The 21,700-nt window shown below is 65.6% G+C and carries 25 protein-coding genes; 15 read left to right on the top strand and 10 right to left on the bottom strand.

What is annotated here, in order from left to right:
* Window positions 1-219: 219 nt before the first annotated feature.
* From glnA to WKH79_RS07370, 5 genes are all read right to left on the bottom strand, one after another.
* Window positions 220-1,629 (bottom strand): type I glutamate--ammonia ligase, encoded by a 1,410-nt coding sequence (gene glnA, locus WKH79_RS07390; protein ID WP_050600761.1) that lies wholly within the window; start codon window positions 1,627-1,629, stop codon window positions 220-222.
* 58 nt (window positions 1,630-1,687) lie between these two features.
* Window positions 1,688-2,026, bottom strand: coding sequence for a P-II family nitrogen regulator (locus WKH79_RS07385; protein WP_050600760.1), 339 nt, complete (start codon window positions 2,024-2,026; stop codon window positions 1,688-1,690).
* A gap of 168 nt (window positions 2,027-2,194) precedes the next feature.
* A complete protein-coding gene (gene argC / locus WKH79_RS07380) occupies window positions 2,195-3,130 on the bottom strand; it encodes an N-acetyl-gamma-glutamyl-phosphate reductase (protein WP_341858480.1) in 936 nt (311 codons plus the stop codon).
* The gene (locus tag WKH79_RS07375; RefSeq protein WP_063506824.1) at window positions 3,123-3,476 is read right to left on the bottom strand and encodes a hypothetical protein; all 354 of its coding nucleotides are present in this window, start codon (window positions 3,474-3,476) and stop codon (window positions 3,123-3,125) included. Before WKH79_RS07375 ends, argC begins: the two co-directional genes overlap by 8 nt.
* Window positions 3,477-3,550: 74 nt before the next feature.
* Window positions 3,551-4,939 (bottom strand): leucyl aminopeptidase family protein, encoded by a 1,389-nt coding sequence (locus WKH79_RS07370; protein ID WP_341858479.1) that lies wholly within the window; start codon window positions 4,937-4,939, stop codon window positions 3,551-3,553.
* 47 nt (window positions 4,940-4,986) lie between these two features.
* On the opposite strand from WKH79_RS07370, the gene WKH79_RS07365 reads away from it, so the two are divergent.
* Together WKH79_RS07365 and map are read left to right on the top strand one after the other, a co-directional pair.
* On the top strand, window positions 4,987-5,802 hold the full coding sequence (locus WKH79_RS07365) for a DUF4163 domain-containing protein (RefSeq protein WP_341858478.1): 816 nt from the start codon (window positions 4,987-4,989) through the stop codon (window positions 5,800-5,802).
* Between the two features lie 40 nt (window positions 5,803-5,842).
* A complete protein-coding gene (gene map / locus WKH79_RS07360; protein ID WP_063512227.1) occupies window positions 5,843-6,670 on the top strand; it encodes a type I methionyl aminopeptidase in 828 nt (275 codons plus the stop codon).
* Here the strand turns inward: map and WKH79_RS07355 are convergent.
* Window positions 6,667-7,320: a heme exporter protein CcmB gene (locus tag WKH79_RS07355; protein WP_341858477.1), complete on the bottom strand. Its 654-nt coding sequence runs from the start codon at window positions 7,318-7,320 to the stop codon at window positions 6,667-6,669. The genes map and WKH79_RS07355 overlap by 4 nt on opposite strands.
* The gene (ccmA, locus tag WKH79_RS07350; RefSeq protein ID WP_341858476.1) at window positions 7,317-7,898 is read right to left on the bottom strand and encodes a heme ABC exporter ATP-binding protein CcmA; all 582 of its coding nucleotides are present in this window, start codon (window positions 7,896-7,898) and stop codon (window positions 7,317-7,319) included. Before ccmA ends, WKH79_RS07355 begins: the two co-directional genes overlap by 4 nt.
* A gap of 58 nt (window positions 7,899-7,956) precedes the next feature.
* Between ccmA and WKH79_RS07345 the strand changes: the two genes are divergently transcribed.
* On the top strand, window positions 7,957-8,250 hold the full coding sequence (locus WKH79_RS07345) for a 4a-hydroxytetrahydrobiopterin dehydratase (RefSeq protein WP_341858475.1): 294 nt from the start codon (window positions 7,957-7,959) through the stop codon (window positions 8,248-8,250).
* Between the two features lie 38 nt (window positions 8,251-8,288).
* Here the strand turns inward: WKH79_RS07345 and WKH79_RS07340 are convergent, their stop codons facing one another.
* Both WKH79_RS07340 and WKH79_RS07335 read right to left on the bottom strand, forming a co-directional pair.
* Complete coding sequence (locus WKH79_RS07340) at window positions 8,289-9,095, bottom strand: SDR family oxidoreductase (RefSeq protein WP_341858474.1); 807 nt, start codon at window positions 9,093-9,095, stop codon at window positions 8,289-8,291.
* Between the two features lie 22 nt (window positions 9,096-9,117).
* Window positions 9,118-9,735, bottom strand: a complete 618-nt coding sequence (locus tag WKH79_RS07335) for a DNA-3-methyladenine glycosylase 2 family protein (protein ID WP_341858473.1) — start codon at window positions 9,733-9,735, stop codon at window positions 9,118-9,120.
* Between the two features lie 90 nt (window positions 9,736-9,825).
* Between WKH79_RS07335 and WKH79_RS07330 the strand changes: the two genes are divergently transcribed.
* From WKH79_RS07330 to WKH79_RS07315, 4 genes are read left to right on the top strand one after another with little or no spacing between them, the layout of a single operon-like run.
* Window positions 9,826-10,143, top strand: coding sequence for a 2Fe-2S iron-sulfur cluster-binding protein (locus tag WKH79_RS07330; protein ID WP_050600749.1), 318 nt, complete (start codon window positions 9,826-9,828; stop codon window positions 10,141-10,143).
* Window positions 10,144-10,185: 42 nt separating this feature from the next.
* A complete protein-coding gene (locus WKH79_RS07325) occupies window positions 10,186-11,202 on the top strand; it encodes a cysteine synthase A (RefSeq protein ID WP_341858472.1) in 1,017 nt (338 codons plus the stop codon).
* A 30-nt stretch (window positions 11,203-11,232) separates the two neighbouring features.
* Entirely contained in the window at window positions 11,233-11,595 is a 363-nt protein-coding gene (locus tag WKH79_RS07320) for a hypothetical protein (protein WP_156488941.1), read from the top strand.
* Entirely contained in the window at window positions 11,573-12,337 is a 765-nt protein-coding gene (locus tag WKH79_RS07315; RefSeq protein WP_341858471.1) for an ABC transporter, read from the top strand. The genes WKH79_RS07320 and WKH79_RS07315 overlap by 23 nt, the downstream gene beginning before the upstream one ends.
* Window positions 12,338-12,406: 69 nt before the next feature.
* On the opposite strand, the gene WKH79_RS07310 is transcribed toward WKH79_RS07315, so the two are convergent.
* Entirely contained in the window at window positions 12,407-12,688 is a 282-nt protein-coding gene (locus tag WKH79_RS07310; RefSeq protein WP_341858470.1) for a hypothetical protein, read from the bottom strand.
* 53 nt (window positions 12,689-12,741) lie between these two features.
* On the opposite strand from WKH79_RS07310, the gene WKH79_RS07305 reads away from it, so the two are divergent.
* The 8 genes from WKH79_RS07305 (at window position 12,742) to murD (ending at window position 21,696) form a co-directional block, all read left to right on the top strand.
* Window positions 12,742-13,167 (top strand): division/cell wall cluster transcriptional repressor MraZ, encoded by a 426-nt coding sequence (locus WKH79_RS07305; RefSeq protein WP_228135272.1) that lies wholly within the window; start codon window positions 12,742-12,744, stop codon window positions 13,165-13,167.
* Window positions 13,164-14,102, top strand: coding sequence for a 16S rRNA (cytosine(1402)-N(4))-methyltransferase RsmH (gene rsmH / locus WKH79_RS07300; protein WP_341858469.1), 939 nt, complete (start codon window positions 13,164-13,166; stop codon window positions 14,100-14,102). The genes WKH79_RS07305 and rsmH overlap by 4 nt, the downstream gene beginning before the upstream one ends.
* Window positions 14,102-14,617 (top strand): hypothetical protein, encoded by a 516-nt coding sequence (locus WKH79_RS07295; RefSeq protein ID WP_341858468.1) that lies wholly within the window; start codon window positions 14,102-14,104, stop codon window positions 14,615-14,617. The genes rsmH and WKH79_RS07295 overlap by 1 nt, the downstream gene beginning before the upstream one ends.
* A gap of 62 nt (window positions 14,618-14,679) precedes the next feature.
* Entirely contained in the window at window positions 14,680-16,383 is a 1,704-nt protein-coding gene (locus WKH79_RS07290) for a penicillin-binding protein 2 (RefSeq protein ID WP_157052149.1), read from the top strand.
* Window positions 16,380-17,852: a UDP-N-acetylmuramoyl-L-alanyl-D-glutamate--2,6-diaminopimelate ligase gene (locus WKH79_RS07285; RefSeq protein WP_341858467.1), complete on the top strand. Its 1,473-nt coding sequence runs from the start codon at window positions 16,380-16,382 to the stop codon at window positions 17,850-17,852. Before WKH79_RS07290 ends, WKH79_RS07285 begins: the two co-directional genes overlap by 4 nt.
* Window positions 17,849-19,315: a UDP-N-acetylmuramoyl-tripeptide--D-alanyl-D-alanine ligase gene (gene murF / locus WKH79_RS07280; RefSeq protein ID WP_341858466.1), complete on the top strand. Its 1,467-nt coding sequence runs from the start codon at window positions 17,849-17,851 to the stop codon at window positions 19,313-19,315. The genes WKH79_RS07285 and murF overlap by 4 nt, the downstream gene beginning before the upstream one ends.
* 18 nt (window positions 19,316-19,333) lie before the next feature.
* Window positions 19,334-20,404: a phospho-N-acetylmuramoyl-pentapeptide-transferase gene (gene mraY, locus WKH79_RS07275; protein ID WP_050600740.1), complete on the top strand. Its 1,071-nt coding sequence runs from the start codon at window positions 19,334-19,336 to the stop codon at window positions 20,402-20,404.
* Window positions 20,401-21,696, top strand: coding sequence for a UDP-N-acetylmuramoyl-L-alanine--D-glutamate ligase (murD, locus tag WKH79_RS07270; protein ID WP_341858465.1), 1,296 nt, complete (start codon window positions 20,401-20,403; stop codon window positions 21,694-21,696). The genes mraY and murD overlap by 4 nt, the downstream gene beginning before the upstream one ends.
* Window positions 21,697-21,700: the final 4 nt, after the last annotated feature.

Raw genomic sequence — 21,700 nt, 5'->3', positions numbered from 1 at the left:
CAGGAATATTTCGCATAGTGGCGCGCCCCAAGTCGCGCATATGGTTACGTTTGACCCCAGTTGGACGAAAAGGAAAGACCGGTAACGTCCTCGGTTGAACCATTTTGTATGCCTGTGTTGCGCGAAGGACCCACCTTTTGATTGCGCATGAAAAAAGGGCGCCCGGATCGCTCCGGCCGCCCCTCTTCTATCCATTTGCTATCTAACGCCGATTAGGCGTCAGGCACTGTAGTACATGTCGAATTCTGCGGGGCAGGGCGTCGTTTCCACGCGCAGGACTTCGTCCCACTTCAATTCGCAATACGCGTCGATCTGGTCCTTGGTGAAGACATCGCCCTTGAGCAGGAATTCATGGTCCGCCTCGAGCGCTTCGAGCGCTTCGCGCAGGCTGCCGCAGACCGTGGGCACGTCCGCCAGTTCGGCGGGCGGCAGATCGTAGAGGTTCTTGTCCATGGCTTCGCCCGGATGGATCTTGTTCTGGATCCCGTCGAGTCCGGCCATGAGCAGTGCCGAATAGGCGAGGTAGGGGTTGGCCATCGCATCGGGGAAGCGGAATTCCACGCGCTTGGCCTTGTCGCCCGCACCATAGGGGATGCGGCAGGCGGCCGAACGGTTGCGCGCCGAATAGGCGAGCAGCACGGGCGCCTCGAAGCCCGGTACCAGCCGCTTGTAGCTGTTGGTGGTCGGGTTGGTGAAGGCGTTCAGCGCCTTGGCGTGCTTGATGACACCGCCGATGTAGTACAGGCAGTTTTCGCTGAGGCCGCCATACTGGTTGCCCGCGAAGGTCGGCTTGCCGCCGTCCCAGATCGACATGTGCGTGTGCATGCCGGACCCGTTGTCGTCCTTGATCGGCTTGGGCATGAAGGTCGCGGTCTTGCCGTAGATATGGGCGACCTGCTGCACGACATACTTGTAGATCTGCAAATTGTCGGCGGTTTCGACGAGCGTTCCGAAGGTCACGCCCAGCTCGTGCTGAGCGGCGGCGACTTCGTGGTGATGCTTGTCGCAGGGCAGGCCCATCTCGATCATGGTCGAGACCATTTCGCCGCGGATATCGACTGCGCTGTCGACCGGGGCCACGGGGAAATACCCGCCCTTGGCGCGCGGACGGTGCGCCAGATTGCCGCTCTCATATTCCTTGCCGGTGTTGGTCGGCAGCTCGATGTCGTCGATGGCATAGCCCGAACCGGCATAGCCATCCTCGAACCGGACATCGTCGAACATGAAGAATTCGGCTTCCATGCCGACGTAGATCGTGTCGCCCAGGCCGGTGCTCTTGACGAAGGCTTCGGCGCGCTTGGCGGTCGACCGCGGGTCGCGTGCGTACAGCTCGCCGGTCGAAGGTTCGACGATGTCGCAGAAGACGATCATCATCGGTTCGGCGCTGAAGGGGTCGGTATAGACGCGATCGAGGTCGGGCTTCAGGATCATGTCACTTTCGTTGATGACCTTCCAGCCGGCGATCGACGAACCGTCGAACATCAGACCGTCTTCGAGCTCGTCTTCGCCCAGAACGCCCGCGACCATGGTCAGGTGCTGCCATTTGCCCTTGGGGTCGGTGAAGCGCAGATCGACCCATTCGATGCCTTCGTCCTTGATCTGTTTCAGGACGTCGCTTGCACTTGCCATTGGTATTGCCTCCGATTGAACAGGATTGGGTTGATGCGGGACTGGCGCCCCCGTTTTTTCAGATCGCGTCGTCGTCTTTCTCGCCGGTGCGGATGCGCAAGGCACCCTCGATCGACGAGATGAAGATCTTGCCGTCGCCGATCCGGCCCGTTTGGGCGGCGGCGGCGATAGCTTCGACCGTGCGGTCGGCGATGCCGGCGGGCACCACGACTTCGAGTTTTACCTTGGGCAGGAAGTCGACGACATATTCTGCCCCGCGGTAGAGTTCGGTGTGGCCCTTCTGCCGGCCGAAGCCCTTCGCTTCGGTCACGGTGATGCCGGACACGCCGATTTCGTGCAGCGCCTCCTTCACCTCGTCCAGCTTGAACGGCTTGATGATCGCTTCGATCTTTTTCACCTGGTGGTGTCCCCCGAGAATTCTTTGGCCCGTAGCTCACGAGGTTTACGCGCCGCGTCCGCACGTGTTCCAAGAACCGTGCCAAACGTGCGCAACGCGTATTTGCGTGAATCGGGGCGGTGGAAGTGGCTGTCGGTGCCCGAAGCACAGACAGGCAGTGCCTGTTTTTTAGGCAAGTGTCAGGCGCAGCCCTGCCGTTTCGGGCAGGCCGCACATCAGGTTGAGATTTTGCACGGCGGCGCCGCTGGCGCCTTTCCCGAGGTTGTCGAGCCGGGCGACGAGCCGCGCATGCGATCCGTCATCATTGCCGAACACGAACAGTTCGAGCGCGTCCGACGCGGGTGCATCATTGTCGAGCAGGAGTTCGGCGACCGGTGCCTTGTCGCGGACCGTAACGACGGCCGAGCTTTCGTAAAACCGACCGAGCGAGTCACGCAGGCTGTCGGCGTGCGGATTGTCGGCCATCGCTCCGAGATGCAGCGGGACTTCCACGATCATGCCGCGATAGGTCGACGCGACTGACGGTGCGAACAGCACCGGATGCGCAAGTCCCGCGTGGGCTTTCATTTCGGGCAGGTGCTTGTGCGCCATGCCATAGCCGTAAGCCATGTAGGCGGGTGCCCCGGCGGCTTCGAAACGCTCGATAAGGGCTTTTCCGCCTCCCGAATACCCGCTCACCGCATTGACGGTATAGGGCCAGTCGGCGGGCAGCAGCCCTTCGCGTACCAATGGCGCTACCAGGGCGAGGAAGCCGGTGGGATAGCAGCCCGGGTTGCTCACCCGGCGCGCCTCGGAAACGCGCTCGCGTCCGACCAGTTCGGGCAGGCCGTAGCACCAGCCTTCCGCAGTGCGGTGCGCGCTGGAGGCGTCGATAACCCGCGTGGCGCTGGTACTGTCGATCAGCTCGACTGCCTCGCGGGCGGCGTCGTCGGGCAGGCAGAGGATCGCGATATCGGCCTCGTTGAGCGCCTCGCGCCGCGCCGCGCTGTCCTTGCGCTTGGCATCGTCGAGCGCCAGCAGTTCGAATTCGGACCGGCCGGCAAGCCGTTCGGCGATTTCGAGCCCGGTTGTTCCGGCTGCCCCGTCGATGAAAACCTTATGCATCGATGACCGGTGCGAGCTGCCCGAGCCGGACATAGCCGCTGGGGCCTTCGGGGCCGCAGGTGATCCACGCCCAGTCGCCTGCGCAGTCGAGCAATTCTATCTCCTGTCCGGCGGGCAGGGTCGTGCCGTCTTCGGCATCGTCGCGCATGTTCAGCTTGAGCGTCGCGGGCGCCGCCCCGACAGCGCGCGGCTGCGGGATGACATAGTGTGCAGCGAGATAGGATTGCGCCAGCGCGATATGCGCCAGATCGCCGCGCAGGGGCAGCGTGCCCGGCGCAGGCTTGTCGACCGGGCCGTTCAATCCGACGACGCCTTCGGGAAGGGAATAACGGTCTGGGGCAGTCACGCTGTGTGCTAATTCCGGTTGTGAACGTTGCGGGCGCTTAGCCGCGCCGGCGCTTTCCCGCAAGCGGGCGGCCTTCAGCCTCCCCCGAAACGGGCCTCCAGCATGTGCCATGCGGCGCGCAATCCGTAGGCTTCGCCGCCCTTGGGACGGCCCGGTTTAGCCTGCGGGCGCCAGGCGAATGTGTCGAAATGCGCCCAGTCGATCCCTTCGCCCACGAACTTGTCGAGGAACAGCCCCGCCACGCTGGCACCGGCAAAGGCATTGCCATGCGCGTTGTTGGTGTCGGCAATGTCCGAGGCGAGCCATTCGCGATAGACATCGGGCAAGGGCAGGCGCCAGGGTTCGTCGTCATGCGCCTTGCCGGCAGCGATCAGCGCCGCGGCGGTTTCGTCGCGGCGCGTCATCAGCGCCGGGTATTCGGGGCCGAGCGCCACCCGGGCTGCGCCGGTCAGCGTGGCGAAATCGAGGATTAACTCGGGGTTCTCTTCGCTGGCCCGCTGCAAGGCGTCGCCGAGGATCAGCCGGCCTTCGGCATCGGTGTTGCCGATTTCGACAGTCAGTCCCTTGCGGGTTTGCAGCACGTCGCCGGGCCGGAAGCTGTTGGAACTGATCGCGTTTTCCACCGCAGGTACCAGCAGGTGCAGACGCACGGGCAGATGTGCGGCCATCACCAGTCCGGCCAGCGCGATCGCATGTGCGGCGCCGCCCATGTCCTTCTTCATCAACAGCATGCCGCTGCTGCTTTTGACATCGAGCCCCCCGCTGTCGAAGCATACCCCCTTGCCGACGATCGCGAGCACAGGGTCGCTTTCCTTGCCCCAGGTCAGGTGCATGATCCGCGGCGCATGATGGCGCGCGGCGGCGCGGCCCACCGCATGCACCATGGGATATTCCTGTTCCAGCGTATCGCCCCTGGTTACCTCCAGCCTGGCCGCATGGGTCTTGGCCAGCGCTTCGCATTGCTCTTCGAGCGCGGCTGGGCCCATGTCCTCGGCGGGCGTGTTGACCAGATCGCGGATCAGGCACACCGCCTGCGCCTCGGCTAGCGCGCCGTCGATGGCCTTGACGTCCTTGGTAAGCAGCACCCGCGGACCGACGGGGCGTTCGGGTTTCTTGTAGCGATCGAACACATATTGGCCGGTCTGCCAGCCGTGCAGCGCTGGGCCGGGTTCGCCCCCGGCACGGCGATAGGTTCCTTCGGGAAGGCTTTCGGCCAGTTTCGCCATGCACCAGCTCGACAACTCGTCCGGATTGGCAACGCCGCCGACTGCGAACCAGCCATCGCCATCGGGGACGATGCCGACCTGATAGCCGCCACCATCGAATTTCTGCGCATCCAGTGCTGCGCGCTGGCTGGCGGACAGGGACTTCTTCCATTCGGGGAAACCATCGCGATTGACGAGGTGGATGGAAATAGCGTCCTGGCCCCGGTCGGGCTGGATTAGCGGTTGCTTGTCGGCCATATTGTTGGTGCCCCAGATCAATTCGTTCTTCGCATAAGGAAACCGCGATGCGTGCGCCCCTGTTCCTGATTTCGTTCGCGCTGTCGAGTGCGGCCTGTTCCGGGACCGCCGGCGATCCCGGACAGGGCGCGGCGAGCCAGGACGAAAGCGCGGCTGCCGCCGAGGGTGCGGGTGACGCTGCAGTGCCAGCCGAGGATTACGCGGAGGAAGAGGAAACCGAGCGTTATGTTTTCGAATATTCCTGGCCGGCCGCGGTTGCTGCCGAGGCAGGACTGGTCGAGGTGCTCGGGGACAGGGCACAGGGCATGAAGGCCGAAGTCGCCGCGCGCGCCGACGAGGATTGGGAGGCGGCAGGCGAGGGCGACTGGACGCCGCGCCAGCACAGCCTGTCCGAAGAATGGAAAGTAGTCGCCGACCTGCCGCGCTATCTCAGCCTGTCGGGCCATCTGGCCACCTATTCGGGCGGCGCCCATGGCATGTACGGCATGCGTTCGCTGGTGTGGGACCGCGAAGCGAAGCAGGCGATGAAAGGCATTGCGCTGTTCAATTCGCCCGTTGCGCTGGAGCAAGGTCTCGGCCAGCGATTGTGCGATACGCTCAACGCCGAGCGGGCGAAACGGCGCGGCAGCCCTGTCGAACCCGGCAGCGGCGACACGTTCGACGATTGCCCGGGGCTGGACGAAGCCAGCGTGTTGCTGGGATCGTCCAACGGCAAGACGTTCGACCGGTTGAGTGTCTATTTCGGTCCCTATGTCGCGGGCCCCTATGCCGAAGGCGATTACGAGCTCGATTTCCCCGTCACCGCCTCGGTGCTCGATGCGGTCAAGCCGCATTACGCCGACGCCTTCAGCGTAAAGCGCTAGTCCTCTCGCAATTCCGGCCACAACCGCCTATGTGGGCCGCATGACCGAATATCAGGTAATCGAGGCGGATGAGACCGTCTATCGCGACGGCACGATCAAGCTGCACGGCGAAGCCGGCTTCGAAGGTATGCGCAAGGCCGGGCGGCTGGCCGCGGAAATCCTCGACGAGCTGACCGACTTCGTCCAGCCGGGTGTTACCACCGGTGCGATCGACGACAAGGCGCGCACCATGATGCTCGATGCGGGCGCAGTCCCGGCAACCATGGGCTATCGCGGCTATACGCACAGCTGCTGCACCTCGATCAACCATGTCATCTGTCACGGCATTCCCTCGGACAAGGCGCTGAAGGAAGGCGACATCGTCAATATCGACGTGACCCCGCTGCTCGACGGTTGGCACGGCGATACCAGCCGCATGTTCTTTGCCGGTGAACCGTCCATCAAGGCGCGGCGGCTGGTCGATGTGACCTATGAATGCCTTATGCTCGGCATCGAAGCGGCAGGACGGCCCGGCGCGCGGCTGGGCGATATCGGCGCGGCGATCGAGGCGCATGCCCGCCAGTATCGCTACGGCGTGGTGCAGGAATTCTGCGGACACGGCCTCGGCCGGCTGTTCCACGACGCGCCCGAGGTGATCCACGCGGCGCGTGCCGGAACCGGTCCGGAAATGAAACCGGGCATGTTCTTCACCATCGAACCGATGATCAATGGCGGTCGCCCGCATGCCAAGATCCTGCGCGATGGCTGGACGGCGGTCACGCGCGACAAGTCGCTTTCGGCCCAGTTCGAACACTCGATCGGGATCACCGAAGACGGGGTCGAAATCTTCACCGAGAGCCCCAAGGGCCTGCACAAGCCGCCGTATTAGGCCTCGCGCGCTGCGCGCAGCGCGGCGCCAGCGATGAAGGGCGTAACCGCGCAGAGGCCGAGGCTGATTGCCGCGGTGAGCAACAGCGCCGCAGGGTCAGGACGGCCGAGCGCGCCGGCCCCGAAAATCAGGATCGGCACGGCCAGCGGGATTACCATCAGCCCGGCAAGCGCCGCGCCGCCGCGCAGGCTGGCGGTGAGCGCCGCCACCGCGAGGCCCACGGCGGCGAGCCCTGGCGTACCAGCGAGCAGGCCGAGCAGGACTGTCCGGGTGGTGTCCGCGTCCAAGCCGAGCAATGCGGCGGCGGGCAATGTCGCCAGCAGCAGCAGCGGGACGAAGGCCAGCCAGTGCGCCAGCAGGCGCGAGGCCATAGCCCATTCCTCGCTGATCCCGCGCAAGTGCAATTGGTCGAACACCCCCGCTTCGAGATCGCCCGCCACCAGCTTTTCGAGCGGGAGGATTGCTGCCAGCAGCGCCGCGACCCAGATGACACCGCCGCCGGTCCGTGCAAGCAGCTGGGCGTCGGGGCCGACCGCGAAGGGATAAAGCATCGCCACGGCGAGGAAGAACAGCAGCGGCAGGATGCCCCCGCCGCCGCGGCCGCCCGGCACCAGCAATCCGAGGTCGCGTCTGAGCAGCGCCGCTATCATGCCGCATACTCGGCGAGATCGATGATCGCGGGCGCAGGCAGCGCAATCGGCTGGTGCGACGCGGTAATGGCTACTCCGCCGGCCGCGCAATGCCGGGCGATAAGCGTTTCGAAGGCCGTCTGCGCCTGACTGTCGAGCCCGTTGAGGGGTTCGTCGAGCAACCAGATCGGGCAATCGCGATTGAGCAGCCGTGCCAGCGCCGCACGTTTCTTCTGGCCGGTCGAAAGGTAGCGCACCGGGACATCCATCAGCGGCTCGAGCTGCAACAGTTCGAGCGCGCGGCCCGGATCGCGGCATCCGTCGATCCGTTCCCAGAATGCGAGTGCCTGGCCCAGCGCGAGATTGGTGTCGAGTGCCAGGCGTTCGTCGACCAGACCCGCAGCGCCGGTCCGTTCGACCGCTCCTGCGAAGGGACGCAGAAGGCCTGCCAGGATACGGATCAGGCTCGATTTTCCCACACCGTTGGCACCCACCACGTGGACAGCTTCCCCGGCTTCGCATGCGAAGGAGAGGCGCCGGAACAGCAACCGCTCGCCGCGACGGCAGGCGATATCCTTTGCGACGAGGCGAGCTTGCATGGGCGAGGGCGATAGGCAAAAGCCGCGCCAGCGACAAGCCGGAGGAGATTCGCACGCCATGACCGTCGAGCAGCTAAGCGAAGAAGAGCGCAAGACCTGGCTCAGCGCCTTGCCCGAGTGGTCGCTGTGCCGCGACGGGAACGCGATCGAGCGCACGTTCGAATTCGGCGATTTCTCCGCGGCCTTCGCCTTCATGACGCGCGTCGCGTTGATCGCGGAAAAGCGCGATCACCATCCCGAATGGCTCAATGTCTACAACCGGGTGGAAATCACCCTGACCACGCATGACGCCGGCGGTCTTTCGCTGCGCGACGTTAAGATGGCGCGCAAGATCGACGCGCTGTCTGCCTGATATTCGGGGCGCGGGCGCAGATCTTTGCGCCCGGTGGATTATTTGCCCATCGGCCGGATCGATGAGCGCGTCTGCTTGCGCACCCTGCCGGGAAGCCAGCGTGCGGCAAAGGCCATGGTTTTCGCCGTCTTTCCGACCGTCGTGTGCAGCCGGTCGCCGTGCACGGCCTCCCAGGCCGCCGCGGCCACGTCCGCCACGGGGGTTATCTCGAGCCCGGCATCGGTGACGCGCTGACGAATGCCCTCGTTCGCGCCGGCGTGCGGGGTATGGTCGAGCAGCGGCGTTTCGATGAAGCTGGGCATCAGCGAAGCCACCTTGATCCCATCGGCCGACCATTCGCCGTCGAGACTTTCGGTGACCGCCCGCACCCCGAATTTCGTTGCCGAATACACGCTTGCGCCGGGCGTGCCGTAGATCCCGGCAGCGCTTGCGGTGTTGAGCAGGCAGGATCCCGGGGCGGTTTTCTTCAGATGGGGATGGGCCGCCTGAGCGCCGAACAGAACGCCTTTCAGATTGATGTCGAGACAGCGTTCGATTTCCTCGGCGCTGTTCTCGATCAGCGATCCGCCCAGCGGGATGCCGGCATTGTTGAACACCACGTCGATCCGTCCGCCGCTCGCCACCGAGAACGCCTCGAGCGCCTCGTCCCAGGCAGCGCGGTCGCGCACGTCGAAGACATGCGAATAGACGAAGCCGTTGCCGACCAATTCGGCCGTCTCGTGCAGGCCGGACTTGTCGATATCACCGAGCCCGACGAACCACCCGCGTTCGGCGAAATGCAATGCGACCGCGCGTCCGATGCCCGAACCGCCCCCGGTAATGAAGATCGCCTTGCGATCGCCCATGCTCTGTCTCCCTCGGTGCGCGCTAGAGCGCGGCATTGGTGTATGCGTGCCAGGTGAAGATGGCCATTGCGCCGCGATGCGGCCGCCAAGCTTCGCCGATGGTACGGGTTTCCTTTTCGCTCGGCCGCTCTGCCAGTTCGAGCATGCGTCCGACCGCTTCCTGGACCGCCAGGTCGCCGGCCGGCCAGATGTCGCCGCGCCCCTCGGCGAAAAGCAGGTAGATTTCCGCCGACCAGCGCCCGATCCCCTTGATCCGGGTGAGTTCGGCGATGGCTTCCTCGTCGTCGCGCGGAAGGTCGGCAAGGTCCAGTTCGCCGCTGGCCACCAGTTCGCACAGGCTACGCGCATAGCCCTGTTTCTGCCGCGACAGGCCGCAGGCCCGCAGCGTATCGAAATCGCGCGCCAGCAATTCGTGCGCGGGCATGGCTTCGCCCAGTTCTGCTTCGAGCTTGGCCCACACCGCATCCGCCGATGCGACGCTGACCTGTTGGCCGACGATCGTCCGCAGCAGCGTGCGGTAACCGGCGGGGCGCATGCGTTCCTCGGGATAACCGCAACGCTCCAACGCGCCGGCAACCACGGGGTCGGCCGCCGCCACCCGATCGAGGTCAGCGCGCAATCGTGCATTGGTCAGCCCCATGGCGAGTGCGCTTGCCTTCCCCGTCGCGATTGAATAGCAGCGCGACGCATAGGGTCGACCAGTGGCCCTTTGCAACCGAGGAAACACGCAATGCCGAAACTGACCGTGACCACCCGCGAAGGCGAAACCAGCGAGATCGACGTCGCCGACGGCCTGACCGTGATGGAAGCGATCCGTGACAATGGCTTCGACGAGCTGCTGGCGCTGTGCGGCGGGTGCTGTTCCTGCGCGACCTGCCATGTGCATATCGATCCGGCGTTCACCGACAAGCTCCCCGAAATGAGCGAAGACGAGGACGATCTGCTCGAATCCACCGATCACCGCCAGCCGACTTCGCGCCTGTCGTGCCAGATTCCCTTCACCGCCGAACTCGACGGGCTGAAGGTTACTATCGCGCCTGAAGACTGATGTTGTTTGCAGCGTCGGGTCGGCAAGCCTAATTCGGGTCTCATGACTGCAATCCCCGTACGCGAGCATACGCTCGATCTTATCGGCAACACGCCGCTGGTCCGCCTCGAGGGACCGAGCGCCGAAGCCGGCTGCGACATCTTCGGCAAGTGTGAGTTTGCCAATCCGGGCGCCAGCGTGAAGGACCGCGCGGCGCTCTACATCATACGCGATGCGGAAGAGCGCGGCGAACTCAAGCCCGGCGGTACGGTGGTCGAAGGGACTGCAGGGAATACCGGAATCGGCATCGCGCTGGTGGCCAATGCGTTGGGCTATCGCACGATTATCGTGATGCCCGACAACCAGTCGAAGGAAAAGATGGACACGCTCCGCGCGCTGGGTGCGGAACTGGTCACCGTTCCGCCGACCAAGTATGCCGACTCCAACCATTTCCAGCACGTCTCGCGCCGCATGGCGGAAGAACTCGACGGCGCGGTCTGGGCCGGCCAGTTCGACAACACCGCCAATCGCAAGGCCCATATCGAAACCACCGCCAGGGAACTGTGGGACCAGCTCGAGGGCCGGATCGACGGCTTTACCTGCGCGGCGGGCACCGGCGGCACGATCGCGGGTGTCGGAATGGGGCTGAAGGAACTGGACGAAACCGTCACCATCGCGCTGACCGACCCGCATGGCGCGGCGCTGTACAACTACTTCGCGAATGGCGAGCTGAAGGCCGAAGGGTCTTCGGTTGCCGAAGGCATCGGGCAGGGGCGCATCACCGGCAATCTCGAAGGTGCGCCGATCGATACGCAGTTCCGCATTTCGGACGAGGAAGGCCTGACATGGGTCGCTCGCCTGCTTCGCGAAGAAGGTCTGTGTCTCGGCCTGTCCTCGGGCATCAATGTCGCCGGCGCGATTGCGCTGGGCAAGCAATTGGTGGCCGAAGGGCGCGAGAACCCACGCGTCGCCACCATCCTGTGCGACACCGGCTTCCGCTATCTCTCGACGCTCTACAGCGCCGAATGGCTGGCCGCGAAGGGCCTGCCGGTGTTCGATTGGTTGCAAAGCGGCGATTGACTGTTGCCCGGGCGTGCCTAGGTTCGGGGCGTGCACCAATTCTTCGACATGAGCCGCAAGCCGCCAATGGGCGAGTTGCCCGACGTTCCGGGCAAGGATGCCCGGCGTGAACGGTCGATGCAGCGCCTGCAGATCGGCACGACCGGTATCGTCATGATGATCCTGCTGGTGGGCCTCGCCAGCGTCATCCAGAACCGCGCGGCCGAAACCGACGCGACGACCGTACCCGCGGCCGCGTCGACGACCGAACCGACCTCCGCCCCGGCCCGCAACGACCCGCTGGTCGAAGCCGGTGTCGTGCCGGACCTGCCCGCCCAGCCCTCGGCGACGCCCAGCGCATCACCGACACTCGACCCCCCGATGCCCAGCGATGCGCTTCCGCCGGCGAACTAGCCTGTCGGTAGCGCTGGCGCTGCTGATTGCCGCCTGCTCGGCGGGGCCCGCGGAGGAGACGGCCCCGGCCAAGCCGCGCCTCGGCCTGTTCTCGACACTGCCGATCTATTGGGGCGAAGGCGATGTCGCCGCGCTCATCGATTCCGGGGCGGAGCCGGACTGGGTGCGAGTCGAACTGGAATCGCGCTACGATCTGGTGCCGCTCGACACGCTCGAACCCGACGCACTGGCAGGGATAGACCGGGTGATCCTGGCGCAGCCGCGTGCCCTGGCGCCGTCGGAGAACGTCTCGTTCGACCAGTGGCTGACCGCTGGCGGGGAGGCGCTGATATTCGCCGATCCCATGCTGACACGCCATTCGGAATACCCAATCGGCGATCGCCGCCGGCCGCAGGACGTGGTGCTGCTCTCGCCGCTGTTCGACCATTGGGGGCTGGAGCTGACTTTCGACGAAACGCAATCGGGCGAGGAGCGGGTGTTGCCAGTCGCTGGCCTGCCCGTACCCGTGCGGCTGCATGGCCGCTTCGTGCGCAACGATAGCGGCGCGGAAGAGCGCACATGCACCACGCATGACGAGGGCCTTGTCGCACGCTGCGCCGTGGGGCAGGGCACGGCATTGGTGCTGGCCGATGCGGCGCTGCTCGACTGGGATGGCAGCGCACCCGTTCCCGCCCGGCGCAAGGACGCGCTGCAGGCGCTGCTCGGCGGGTTCGGCGCGCAGGAATCGCTTTCGCGCGATTGAGCGGGATTTTACGGGAATACTGCGGGGAAAGGCGGGGATGATGCTCATTCTCGCCGGAAATGCGTGCGCTTACAGCGTGTTCGTTAGCGATTTGGTAACGAATTCGAACCCTCCCGCCGACGAAATTAGTTCAATAAAACAGGTTCTTGTCGGCTTATCCCGTAAAATCCCGCAAATTTCCCTTCCATCCCCGCCGTACCCGCGATAAACCGCAATCACATCGGACACCACTGTCACTGCGCGTTTCGCCGGCAGGCGATGCGTCTCGCCCATGCGTTCGGGCGGGCCGGGAAAGTTTTGTCCGATGAGGAGGTAAGCGAAACCGCAATCGAGGTTCGGGGAAAGTGTCATTCGGAGGGTATAGCGGTCAGGCTTATTCGCCCGCGGGCGACAAGGGCCGCTTTGTGCTTCCTCCCCTTTTCCGCAAGGCCGTGAAGGACAGCAGCGACGGTCGCGTCCTGTGTCTCTCCAAGCACGCCAGCTGGAATTGCCTCGTCGGCTTCGGCCTTTCGCGCAAACCCGAACTGGAAGCGCAGCTCGACCGCGAGGAAGAGCTTGCCGTCCGCCTGGGCCGTGAATTCGATCGCGATACCCGCTCGAGCCAGCTGTTCGGTTTCCAGGAGCTGCCCTTCGACGACAGCGGCCGCTTCGTCATGCCCGATCACCTGCGCATCCTCGGCAAGATCGAAGACGGGCTCTATTTCCAGGGCGGCGGACGGTTCTTCACGCTGTGGAACCCCGTGGAACTGGCCCAGATGGGCGACGATTGGGCGGGCGCGAAGGCGGCCTGCGCCAGCTTCCTTGCCGATGCGAAGGCCAAGGGCAAATGACCGGTGCCCCGCACATTCCCGTCCTGCTGGACGAAGTGATCGCCGCGCTCGATCCGCAGCCCGGCGATGTCGTGATCGACGCCACCTTCGGCGCCGGCGGTTATACGCGTGCGCTGCTCGAACGCGGCGCGACGGTTCATGCTTTCGACCGCGATCCCGATGCGATCGCGGCGGGCGAGGCATGGCCCGAGACGAAGGTCGATCCGCCGCGGCTGGTGCTGCACCCGCACCGCTTTTCGGAAATGGCGGAAGTCATGACGGCTGCCGGCGTCGCTCGGGTCGACGGGATCGTGATGGATATCGGTGTCTCGTCCATGCAGCTCGACCAGGCGCATCGCGGCTTTGCCTTTTCATCCGACGGCCCGCTCGACATGCGGATGAGCCAGGATGGCGAGAGCGCGGCCGATTTCCTCAACACGGCCGACGAAAAGTCCATTGCCGATGTGCTCTACCTCTACGGCGAAGAGCGCCAGTCGCGCCGCGTGGCCCGCGCCATAGTGGCCGCGCGGCCGCTGGAGACGACCGGCGAACTCGCGCGCATCGTGCGCAAAGCGCTGGGGTACAAGCCGCACGACAAGAAGGATCCGGCCACCCGGACCTTCCAGGCGGTGCGCATTCACATCAACGGCGAGCTCGACGAACTGTCGCACGGACTGTCGGCCGCCGAACGCTTGTTGTGTGAAGGAGGCCGCCTTGCGGTGGTCAGCTTCCACAGCCTCGAAGACCGGATCGTCAAGCGCTTCCTGCGCGAGGCATCCTCAACCCCGAGCGCCTCGCGGCACGTCCCATTGGCGGCGCAGGACGATCCGGTCTTTTTGCAGGTCAGCAAGGCAATCAAGCCGGGCGAGGCCGAGATCGAGCGCAATTTCCGCGCACGCTCTTCGGTGCTGCGCCACGCCACGCGCACCGCCGTGCCCGCGCGGGAGGCCGCGTGATGGTCGGCGGTTCGCGCATTCGCCAGATCGGCTGGGCGCTGGTGCTGGCCGTGTGTTTCGCGCTGCTGCTCGCGCTGACCTTCAAGGTCAACGCGGTGAAGAGCGACGTGCGGCTTGCCGAGAGGCAGATCATCGCGGCGCAGCGCGCCAAGCTGATGCTCGAAACCGAGTTCGAAACCCGCGCCAGCCAGCAGCAATTGTCCGACTGGAATGCGGTTGAGTTCGGCTACGCCGCGCCGCGCGCGGATCAGTATCTCGAAAGCGAGCGCCAGCTTGCCGCGCTGGGTTCGCCGCGCGGGATCGATGCGCCAGAGCCGGTGCGGGTGGCGCTCAACCGGCCCGCTCCCGAAAGCGACGGCCTGCTGGCCGAATGGATCACGGGTGAAGAAGGCGATGCCGCGCCCGAACGGGCGGAGCGCTCCGAAAGGCATGACCTGATCGCCACCGGCGGGATTGCCGAACGGCTGGCGAGCCCCGTGGCCGGAATGGCCAGCGTCGCCGAGGCGGGCCAATGAACGCCTTTTCCGGCTTCGGCCCTGCAATCGCCGCGGGCAGAAGCGGATATGGTGCGGTGAGCATGGCCGTGGCCTCGGGCCGCGTGCAGCTGGTTACCATCCGGCAGGAATCGCTCTCGCTGGCACGCTGGCGCCTGCTGTGGGTCGCGCTCGGCTTCGTCTTCGTGACGCTGCTTGCGCTGGTGCGCATCGGCTATCTCGGGGCGTCGGACAATGGCGCGCGCGGCACTTCGCTCGAAGAAGCGCTGCTGCCGCCTCGCGGCGAGATATCCGATCGCAACGGCGTGCCGCTGGCGCGCGCCTTCCCCGCCTATGCGCTGTGGTTCAATCCCACTGCGCTGGGTGAAGACGGTGCGCCTTTGGTCCGTGATCCGGCGGTGGTCGCGGGCAAGCTGAAGGACATTTTCCCGGATCTCGATCAAGCGGCGGTCACAGCGCAGCTGGCAGCGGGCAAGCAGGGCTATATCCGCCGGCGGGTGCTGCCCGAGGATGCCAACCGGGTGCAGGACATCGGCGAACTCGCGCTCGAGATGCCGATGGAGAACGACCGCCACTATCCGCAAGGCTCGATGGCGGCGCATGTGCTCGGCTATGTCGCGGCGGATGGAACGGGCCGCGTGGGGATGGAGCAGGTTCTCGACGCGCATCTGTCCGATCCGGCGACGCGCGGCACCCCGATCGCCCTGTCGATCGATTCCCGCGTCCAGGGCGCGCTCGAGGACGAGCTGCGCCGCGGGATGAAACTGGTGCAGGCGCAGGGCGGTGCGGGCATCGTGCTCGATGTCGACACGGGCGAAGTGCTGGCGCTGGCTTCCCTGCCCGAATTCGATCCCAACAAGATCGATGCGCGCGGCCAGAAACTGATGTTCAACCGCGTAACCAATCAGGTCTACGAACTCGGTTCGACCTTCAAGCCGCTGTCGGTCGCGGCCGCGATCGATGCCGGCGTGGTGCGCAATCTCGGCCGCCGGTGGGATGCGAGCCCGGTCAAGGTCGGCCGCTTCGCGATCAAGGACAGCCACCCGATGGGGCCCGATCTCAACGTGGTCGAGGCGCTGATCCATTCGTCGAACACCGTGACCGCGCGGCTGGCGGACGAGCTCGGCCCCGAACGCATGCGCCGCACGATGATCGATCTCGGCATGAACGAGCGGCCCTATATCGAACTGCCCGCCAAGGGCTTCCCGATCTGGCCGGGCAAGAAGTGGCCGCGCCTGCGTTCGATGACGGTCGGCTATGGCCACGGTATCGCCGTTACCCCGCTGCATCTCGCAAGCGCCTATGCGGCAATGGTCAATGGCGGCATCTGGCGCCCCGCGACACTCAGGAAGCTGGGGCCGGGCGAAGCGCCCAAGGGTCGCCGCGTGTTCAAGGCGTCGACTTCCAGCCGGATGCGCCAGCTGCTGCGCGCGATCGCCGTATACGGCACGGGCAAGAACGCCGATGCGCCGGGTTACCGCGTGGGCGGCAAGACCGGCTCGGCCGAAAAGCCCGGCGGCAGTGCCGGCTATCGCAAGACCGCGCTGGTTTCGACCTTCGCCGCCGCCTTCCCGATGGACCGTCCCCGCTATGTCGTGATTGCCATGCTGGACGAACCCCGCGGCACGCTGGCCAGCTCCTACCAGCGTACCGCCGCGTGGAATGCCGCCCCGATCGTCAAGCGCCTGGTGCCGCGCATCGGCCCGCTGATCGGCGTGCGCCCCGACGATACGCGCGATGTCGATATTTCCGATCTCAAGCCGCTCATCCCGGAGGCGAACAAGTGAAGCTTGCCAAACTCTGCGCCGCGGCGGGATTCGCCTGCGATGGCGATGCCAACGTGACCGGCTTCGCAATCGACAATCGCAAGGTCGCACCCGGCACCGTCTTCGGTGCGTTCCAGGGTACGCAGATAAACGGCGAGGACTTCATTGCCGCGGCGATCGAAAGCGGAGCCATCGCGGTGGTGGCGCGGCCCGAAGCGGCAGTCGAAGGCGCGGTCCATATCGCCGATCCGGAGCCGCGCCGCGCTTTCGCGGCCCTCGCAGCGCAGTTCTTCACCCCCGTGCCCGACCATATCGTCGCGGTGACCGGCACCAACGGCAAGACCTCCACCGTCGAGATGACCCGTCAGATCTGGCGCATGGCGGGGGAACGCGCGGCAAGCATCGGCACGCTCGGCGTCACAACGCCCGACGAAAGCGTTTCGACCGGACTGACCACGCCCGATATCGTGACCTTCCTGTCCAACCTCAGCGGCCTGGCGCGCGAGGGCGTTACGCATGTCGCCTATGAAGCGTCGAGCCACGGACTGGCGCAATTCCGCAATGAAGGCGTGCCCGTGATGGCCGCCGGCTTCACGAACTTCAGCCGCGATCACCTCGATTACCATGCCGACATGGAAGACTATTTCGCGGCCAAGATGCGGCTGTTCGATGAAGTCGTAACCGATGGTGCAGCGGCAGTGATCTGGATGGGGTCGGGCGACAGCGGCTGGAATGCCCGCGTGGTCGAGCATGCGCGCACCCGCGGGCTCGCCGTGATGACCGTCGGCGAACAGGGCGAAGCGATCCGCCTCGTCAATCGCGAGCCGACCCAGCTCGGGCAGTCGCTGACCGTCGAACATGCCGGGCAGGAGCGGACAATCGATCTGCCGCTGATCGGTGCCTATCAGGTGTCCAATGCGCTGACGGCGGCGGGCCTTGCGCTTGCCACCGGGACCGAAGCCAACCGGGTCTGGGATGCGGTCGCGCGGCTCCAGCCGGTTCGCGGACGGCTCGAGCGTGCGGCGATCGCGCCTTCGGGTGCACCGATCTATGTCGATTACGCGCATACGCCCGATGCGATCGCGGCCGCGGTTGCCGCGCTGCGCCCGCATGTGTCGGGCAGGCTGATTGCCGTTTTCGGCGCGGGCGGCGACCGCGATCACGGCAAGCGTGCACCGATGGGTGCTGCCGCCGCCAAGGCGAGCGATGTCGTCATCGTCACCGACGATAATCCGCGCGGCGAAGATCCTGCGGATATCCGCCGGCAGGTGCTTGAGGGTGCGCCGCAAGCGCGCGAGATAGGCGGGCGTCGCGAAGCCATTCTCGCAGCCATCGCCGAAGCGGGCGCGGAGGACATCGTCCTCGTCGCCGGCAAGGGACATGAAACGGGTCAGATCATCGGATCGGGAGATAACATGCGAGTGCTGCCCTTCGACGATGTCGATGTCGCGCGCGAATGCGTCGCGGAAATTGCCAGGGGTGCCGCATGAGCGCCGCCATCCTGCGTCATCCGGCCTATATCGAATGGCCCGCCGACCCGCGTGACCGGCTGCCGCTGACCCTGTGGGATGCGCGCAGCATCGCCGAAGCGGTGGGCGGCATCGCCAGCCATGATTTCCAGGTCGCAGGCGTCGAGATGGACAGCCGCGATGTCATCAATGGCGATCTTTTCATTGCCCTGAAGGGGGAGGCGATGGACGGCCACCGTTTCCTCGACAAGGCCTTCGCCAATGGCGCAGCGGGAGCGATCGTCGATCGCGCTGTCGATTGGCCGCACATTCTCGTCGAGGATACCACTGCCGCGCTCGAAGCGCTGGCACGCGCCGCGCGCAGCCGGGTCGAGGCTACGATTATCGGGGTGACCGGTTCGGTCGGCAAGACCGGGGTCAAGGAAGCGATCTTCGCCAGCCTCGAACGTGCCAGCCGCGGCGCGGCGCATCGGTCGACGCGTAGCTACAACAACCATGTCGGGGTTCCGCTCAGCCTGGCGCGCATGCCCGCGCGCAGCCGGTTCGCCATTTTCGAAATGGGCATGAACCACGCGGGCGAGATCGCGGATCTCACCGCGCAGGTCCGACCGCATGTCGCCGTCATCACGACGATCGCACCCGCGCATATCGAGAACCTCGGCAGCATGGATGCCATTGCTGCGGCCAAGGCGGAAATTTTCGCCGGGCTCGAGCCGGGCGGAACGGCAGTCATCCCCGCCGACAGCGAACATAGCGCGGCGCTCGAACGCGCCGCCAGGAATGTCGGCGCGCGCGTGGTCAGCTTCGGCCGTGCCCGCTCTGCCGATGTCCGCTTGCTCGACGCGATCCCCAGCGCCAATGGCGGCAGCCTGGTGACCTGCGAATTTCCCGAAGGCCGGCTGTGCTACACCGTGGCCGAACCCGGCGATCACTGGGTGATCAACTCGCTCGCGGTGATGGCTGCAGTCCGGGCCGCGGGCGGCGACATGGCCGCTGCCGGACTGGCGCTGGCGGAAATGGGCGGGCTCAAGGGCCGCGGCGCCCGGCACGGCATTGCGGTGCCCGGCGGCAAGGCCCTGCTGATCGACGAAAGCTACAACGCCAATCCCGCCAGCATGCGCGCGACGCTCGCCCAATTGGGGCAGACGCCCTCCGGACGCCGGATCGCCGTGCTCGGGTCGATGAAGGAGCTGGGCGATTTCGGTCCGCAGTTCCATGCCGCGCTGTCCGAACCCATCCTCGCCGCCGATGTCGACTACGCCTTGCTCGTCGGCGATGAGATGGCCGCGCTGGCGCAGGAACTGGGGAAACCGCAAAGCCCCGTTCTTGGCAAGCCGTTCGCCTGGGCGCATTGCCAGACCGCCGACGAGGCGATCGGGTTGCTCGAGGACTTCGGCGTAGTCGCGGGCGACGCCGTGCTGGTCAAGGGCTCCAACTCGGTCGGACTTGGCCGGCTCGTGGATCATTTCACCCGCGCCAGCTAGGCGCGACGAGAGGCTCGATTGCTTTATTTGCTCGCCGAATGGTTGAATTTCGAAGGCGTCTTCAACCTCGTGCGGTACCAGACATTCCGCGCCGGCGCGACGTTGATGACCGCCCTGTTCATCGGTCTCGTCATCGGTCCGCGGTTCATCGACATGCTGCGCGTGCGGCAGGGCAAGGGGCAGCCGATCCGCGAGGATGGCCCGCAGAGCCACCTCGCCAAGCGCGGCACGCCGACCATGGGCGGGCTGATGATCCTGATCAGCCTCAGCCTGGCGGTGCTGATCTGGATGGATCTGAGCAATCCGTTCATCTGGGCCTGCCTGGCGGTCACGCTGGGTTTCGGGCTGATCGGGTTTCTCGACGATTACGACAAGGTTTCCAAGGCCAGCCACAAGGGCGTTTCGGGCAAGGTCCGGTTGCTCCTGGAATTCGCGATCGCGGGCGTCGCCAGCTATCTGATCGTCGGCCAGATCAACACTTTCCTCTACGTCCCCTTCGTCAACGATTTCGGGATCGAACTGGGCTATTTCTACTTCGTGTTCGCGGCTTTCGTGATCGTGGGGGCGGGCAATGCGGTCAATCTGACCGATGGGCTCGACGGGCTTGCGACCATGCCGGTGATCATCGCGGCAGGCACCTTTGCGCTGATCGCCTATCTGGTCGGCCGCGTGGACTATTCCGAATATCTCGGCATCCCGCACGTGGCGGGCGCGGGGGAACTGGCGATCTTCTGCGCCGCGATCATGGGCGCGGGGCTCGCCTTTCTGTGGTTCAACGCGCCGCCCGCTGCCGTGTTCATGGGTGACACCGGCTCGCTCGCGCTCGGCGGCGCGCTGGGCGCGATCGCCGTCGCCACGCACCACGAGGTCGTACTGGCAATAGTGGGGGGATTGTTCGTCTTCGAGGCGTTGTCGGTCATCATTCAGGTGTTCTGGTTCAAGCGTACGGGGAAAAGGGTCTTCCGCATGGCTCCCATCCACCACCATTTCGAACAGCTCGGCTGGTCGGAGAGCAAGGTCGTGATCCGCTTCTGGATCGTCGCCATCGTGCTCGCACTCATGGGGCTCGCGACGCTCAAGCTACGATGATCACTTCGCCCGCCTGGAAGGACAAGAAATACGCCGTTCTCGGACTGGCGCGGTCCGGCCGGGCAACGGCCGAAGCGCTGCTGGCGGCGGGTGCCGACGTGCTGGTGTGGGACGACCGCGCCGAAGCGCGCGCGGCCTTCGCCGGGCGCTGCGCGGTCGCTGACCCGCTGGAAGCGGACCTTGCCGGCTATGCGGGAATGGTGGTCAGTCCCGGCGTTCCGCTCAACACCCATCCGATCAAGCCGCATGCCAACAGTTCCGGCGTGCCGGTGATCGGCGATATCGAACTCTTTGCGCAGGCGCGCGCCGCGCTGCCGCGGCACAAGGTCGTCGGCATCACCGGCACCAATGGCAAGTCGACAACCACGGCGCTGGTTCACCACATGCTGAAAAAGGCGGGCGTGCCGGCCACTATGGGCGGCAATATCGGCCTGCCGATCCTCGAGCAGGAGCCGCTGCCCGAAGGCGGGGTTTATGTGCTCGAACTGTCGAGCTACCAGATCGACCTGACCTATTCGCTCGCTTGCGACGTGGCGGTGCTGCTCAACATCACCCCCGACCATCTCGACCGCTATGACGGCGATTTCGCCAAATACGCTGCCAGCAAGTCGCGCCTGCTGGCAATGCAGACGCGCGGCCAGAACGCGATCGCCCGGTTCACCGATGCGCGGGTGCTGGGGCAGTTCGCCGAAGGTTCGATCGCAAGCATTCTCGAGGATGTGCTGCAGAACCGGGGAATCGCGCCGGGCGAGCAGGCCGAGTGGCCGTCGCTGCAAGGTCCGCACAACCGCGAAAATGCCGCAGCGGCCATTGAAGCCTGCGATATCCTGGGCATCCCGACCGCGCAGATCCGCGCCGCGCTCAAGAGCTATCCCGGCCTGCCGCACCGCATGGAGCGCGTCGCGGAAATCTCCGGCGTTGCCTATGTCAACGACAGCAAGGGCACCAACACCGCCGCTTCGGCGCCCGCGCTGGCCGCGTTCGAGAACATTCACTGGATCGTCGGCGGGCTCGGCAAGGAGCCGGGACTGGGCGAGTGCGAGGCCGAACTGGGCCGCGTCAAGGCGGCCTATACCATTGGCAGGGCCGGACCCGACTTCGCCGCACTGCTCGAAGGCCGCGTCCCGGTCGAGCAGTGCGAAACGCTCGACCGCGCGGTGGCCAGTGCCGCTGCGAAGGCCGCGGCGGGCGATACGGTCCTGCTCAGCCCCGCCTGCGCCAGCTTCGACCAATATGCCGACTTCGAGAAGCGCGGCGACCATTTCCGCGCGCTGGTGGAGCGGCTGGCGTGAACAC

Origin of the sequence: Qipengyuania sp. GPGPB31 (assembly GCF_038396345.1) — a bacterium.
GTDB classification, from domain to species: Bacteria; Pseudomonadota; Alphaproteobacteria; order Sphingomonadales; family Sphingomonadaceae; genus Qipengyuania; species Qipengyuania citrea.
The sequence above is the reverse complement of the archived record's forward strand: the minus strand, read 5'-3'. Positions and strand labels throughout refer to the sequence as shown.

Coding starts and splice junctions, on each gene's coding strand:
- glnA (WP_050600761.1), bottom strand. CDS start 1,629: ATGGCAAGTGCAAGCGACGTCCTGAAACAGATCAAGGACGAAGGCATC.
- argC (WP_341858480.1), bottom strand. CDS start 3,130: ATGCATAAGGTTTTCATCGACGGGGCAGCCGGAACAACCGGGCTCGAA.
- WKH79_RS07370 (WP_341858479.1), bottom strand. CDS start 4,939: ATGGCCGACAAGCAACCGCTAATCCAGCCCGACCGGGGCCAGGACGCT.
- WKH79_RS07365 (WP_341858478.1), top strand. CDS start 4,987: ATGCGTGCGCCCCTGTTCCTGATTTCGTTCGCGCTGTCGAGTGCGGCC.
- map (WP_063512227.1), top strand. CDS start 5,843: ATGACCGAATATCAGGTAATCGAGGCGGATGAGACCGTCTATCGCGAC.
- WKH79_RS07355 (WP_341858477.1), bottom strand. CDS start 7,320: ATGATAGCGGCGCTGCTCAGACGCGACCTCGGATTGCTGGTGCCGGGC.
- ccmA (WP_341858476.1), bottom strand. CDS start 7,898: ATGCAAGCTCGCCTCGTCGCAAAGGATATCGCCTGCCGTCGCGGCGAG.
- WKH79_RS07345 (WP_341858475.1), top strand. CDS start 7,957: ATGACCGTCGAGCAGCTAAGCGAAGAAGAGCGCAAGACCTGGCTCAGC.
- WKH79_RS07340 (WP_341858474.1), bottom strand. CDS start 9,095: ATGGGCGATCGCAAGGCGATCTTCATTACCGGGGGCGGTTCGGGCATC.
- WKH79_RS07335 (WP_341858473.1), bottom strand. CDS start 9,735: ATGGGGCTGACCAATGCACGATTGCGCGCTGACCTCGATCGGGTGGCG.
- WKH79_RS07330 (WP_050600749.1), top strand. CDS start 9,826: ATGCCGAAACTGACCGTGACCACCCGCGAAGGCGAAACCAGCGAGATC.
- WKH79_RS07325 (WP_341858472.1), top strand. CDS start 10,186: ATGACTGCAATCCCCGTACGCGAGCATACGCTCGATCTTATCGGCAAC.
- WKH79_RS07315 (WP_341858471.1), top strand. CDS start 11,573: ATGCGCTTCCGCCGGCGAACTAGCCTGTCGGTAGCGCTGGCGCTGCTG.
- WKH79_RS07310 (WP_341858470.1), bottom strand. CDS start 12,688: ATGACACTTTCCCCGAACCTCGATTGCGGTTTCGCTTACCTCCTCATC.
- rsmH (WP_341858469.1), top strand. CDS start 13,164: ATGACCGGTGCCCCGCACATTCCCGTCCTGCTGGACGAAGTGATCGCC.
- WKH79_RS07295 (WP_341858468.1), top strand. CDS start 14,102: ATGGTCGGCGGTTCGCGCATTCGCCAGATCGGCTGGGCGCTGGTGCTG.
- WKH79_RS07290 (WP_157052149.1), top strand. CDS start 14,680: ATGGCCGTGGCCTCGGGCCGCGTGCAGCTGGTTACCATCCGGCAGGAA.
- murF (WP_341858466.1), top strand. CDS start 17,849: ATGAGCGCCGCCATCCTGCGTCATCCGGCCTATATCGAATGGCCCGCC.
- murD (WP_341858465.1), top strand. CDS start 20,401: ATGATCACTTCGCCCGCCTGGAAGGACAAGAAATACGCCGTTCTCGGA.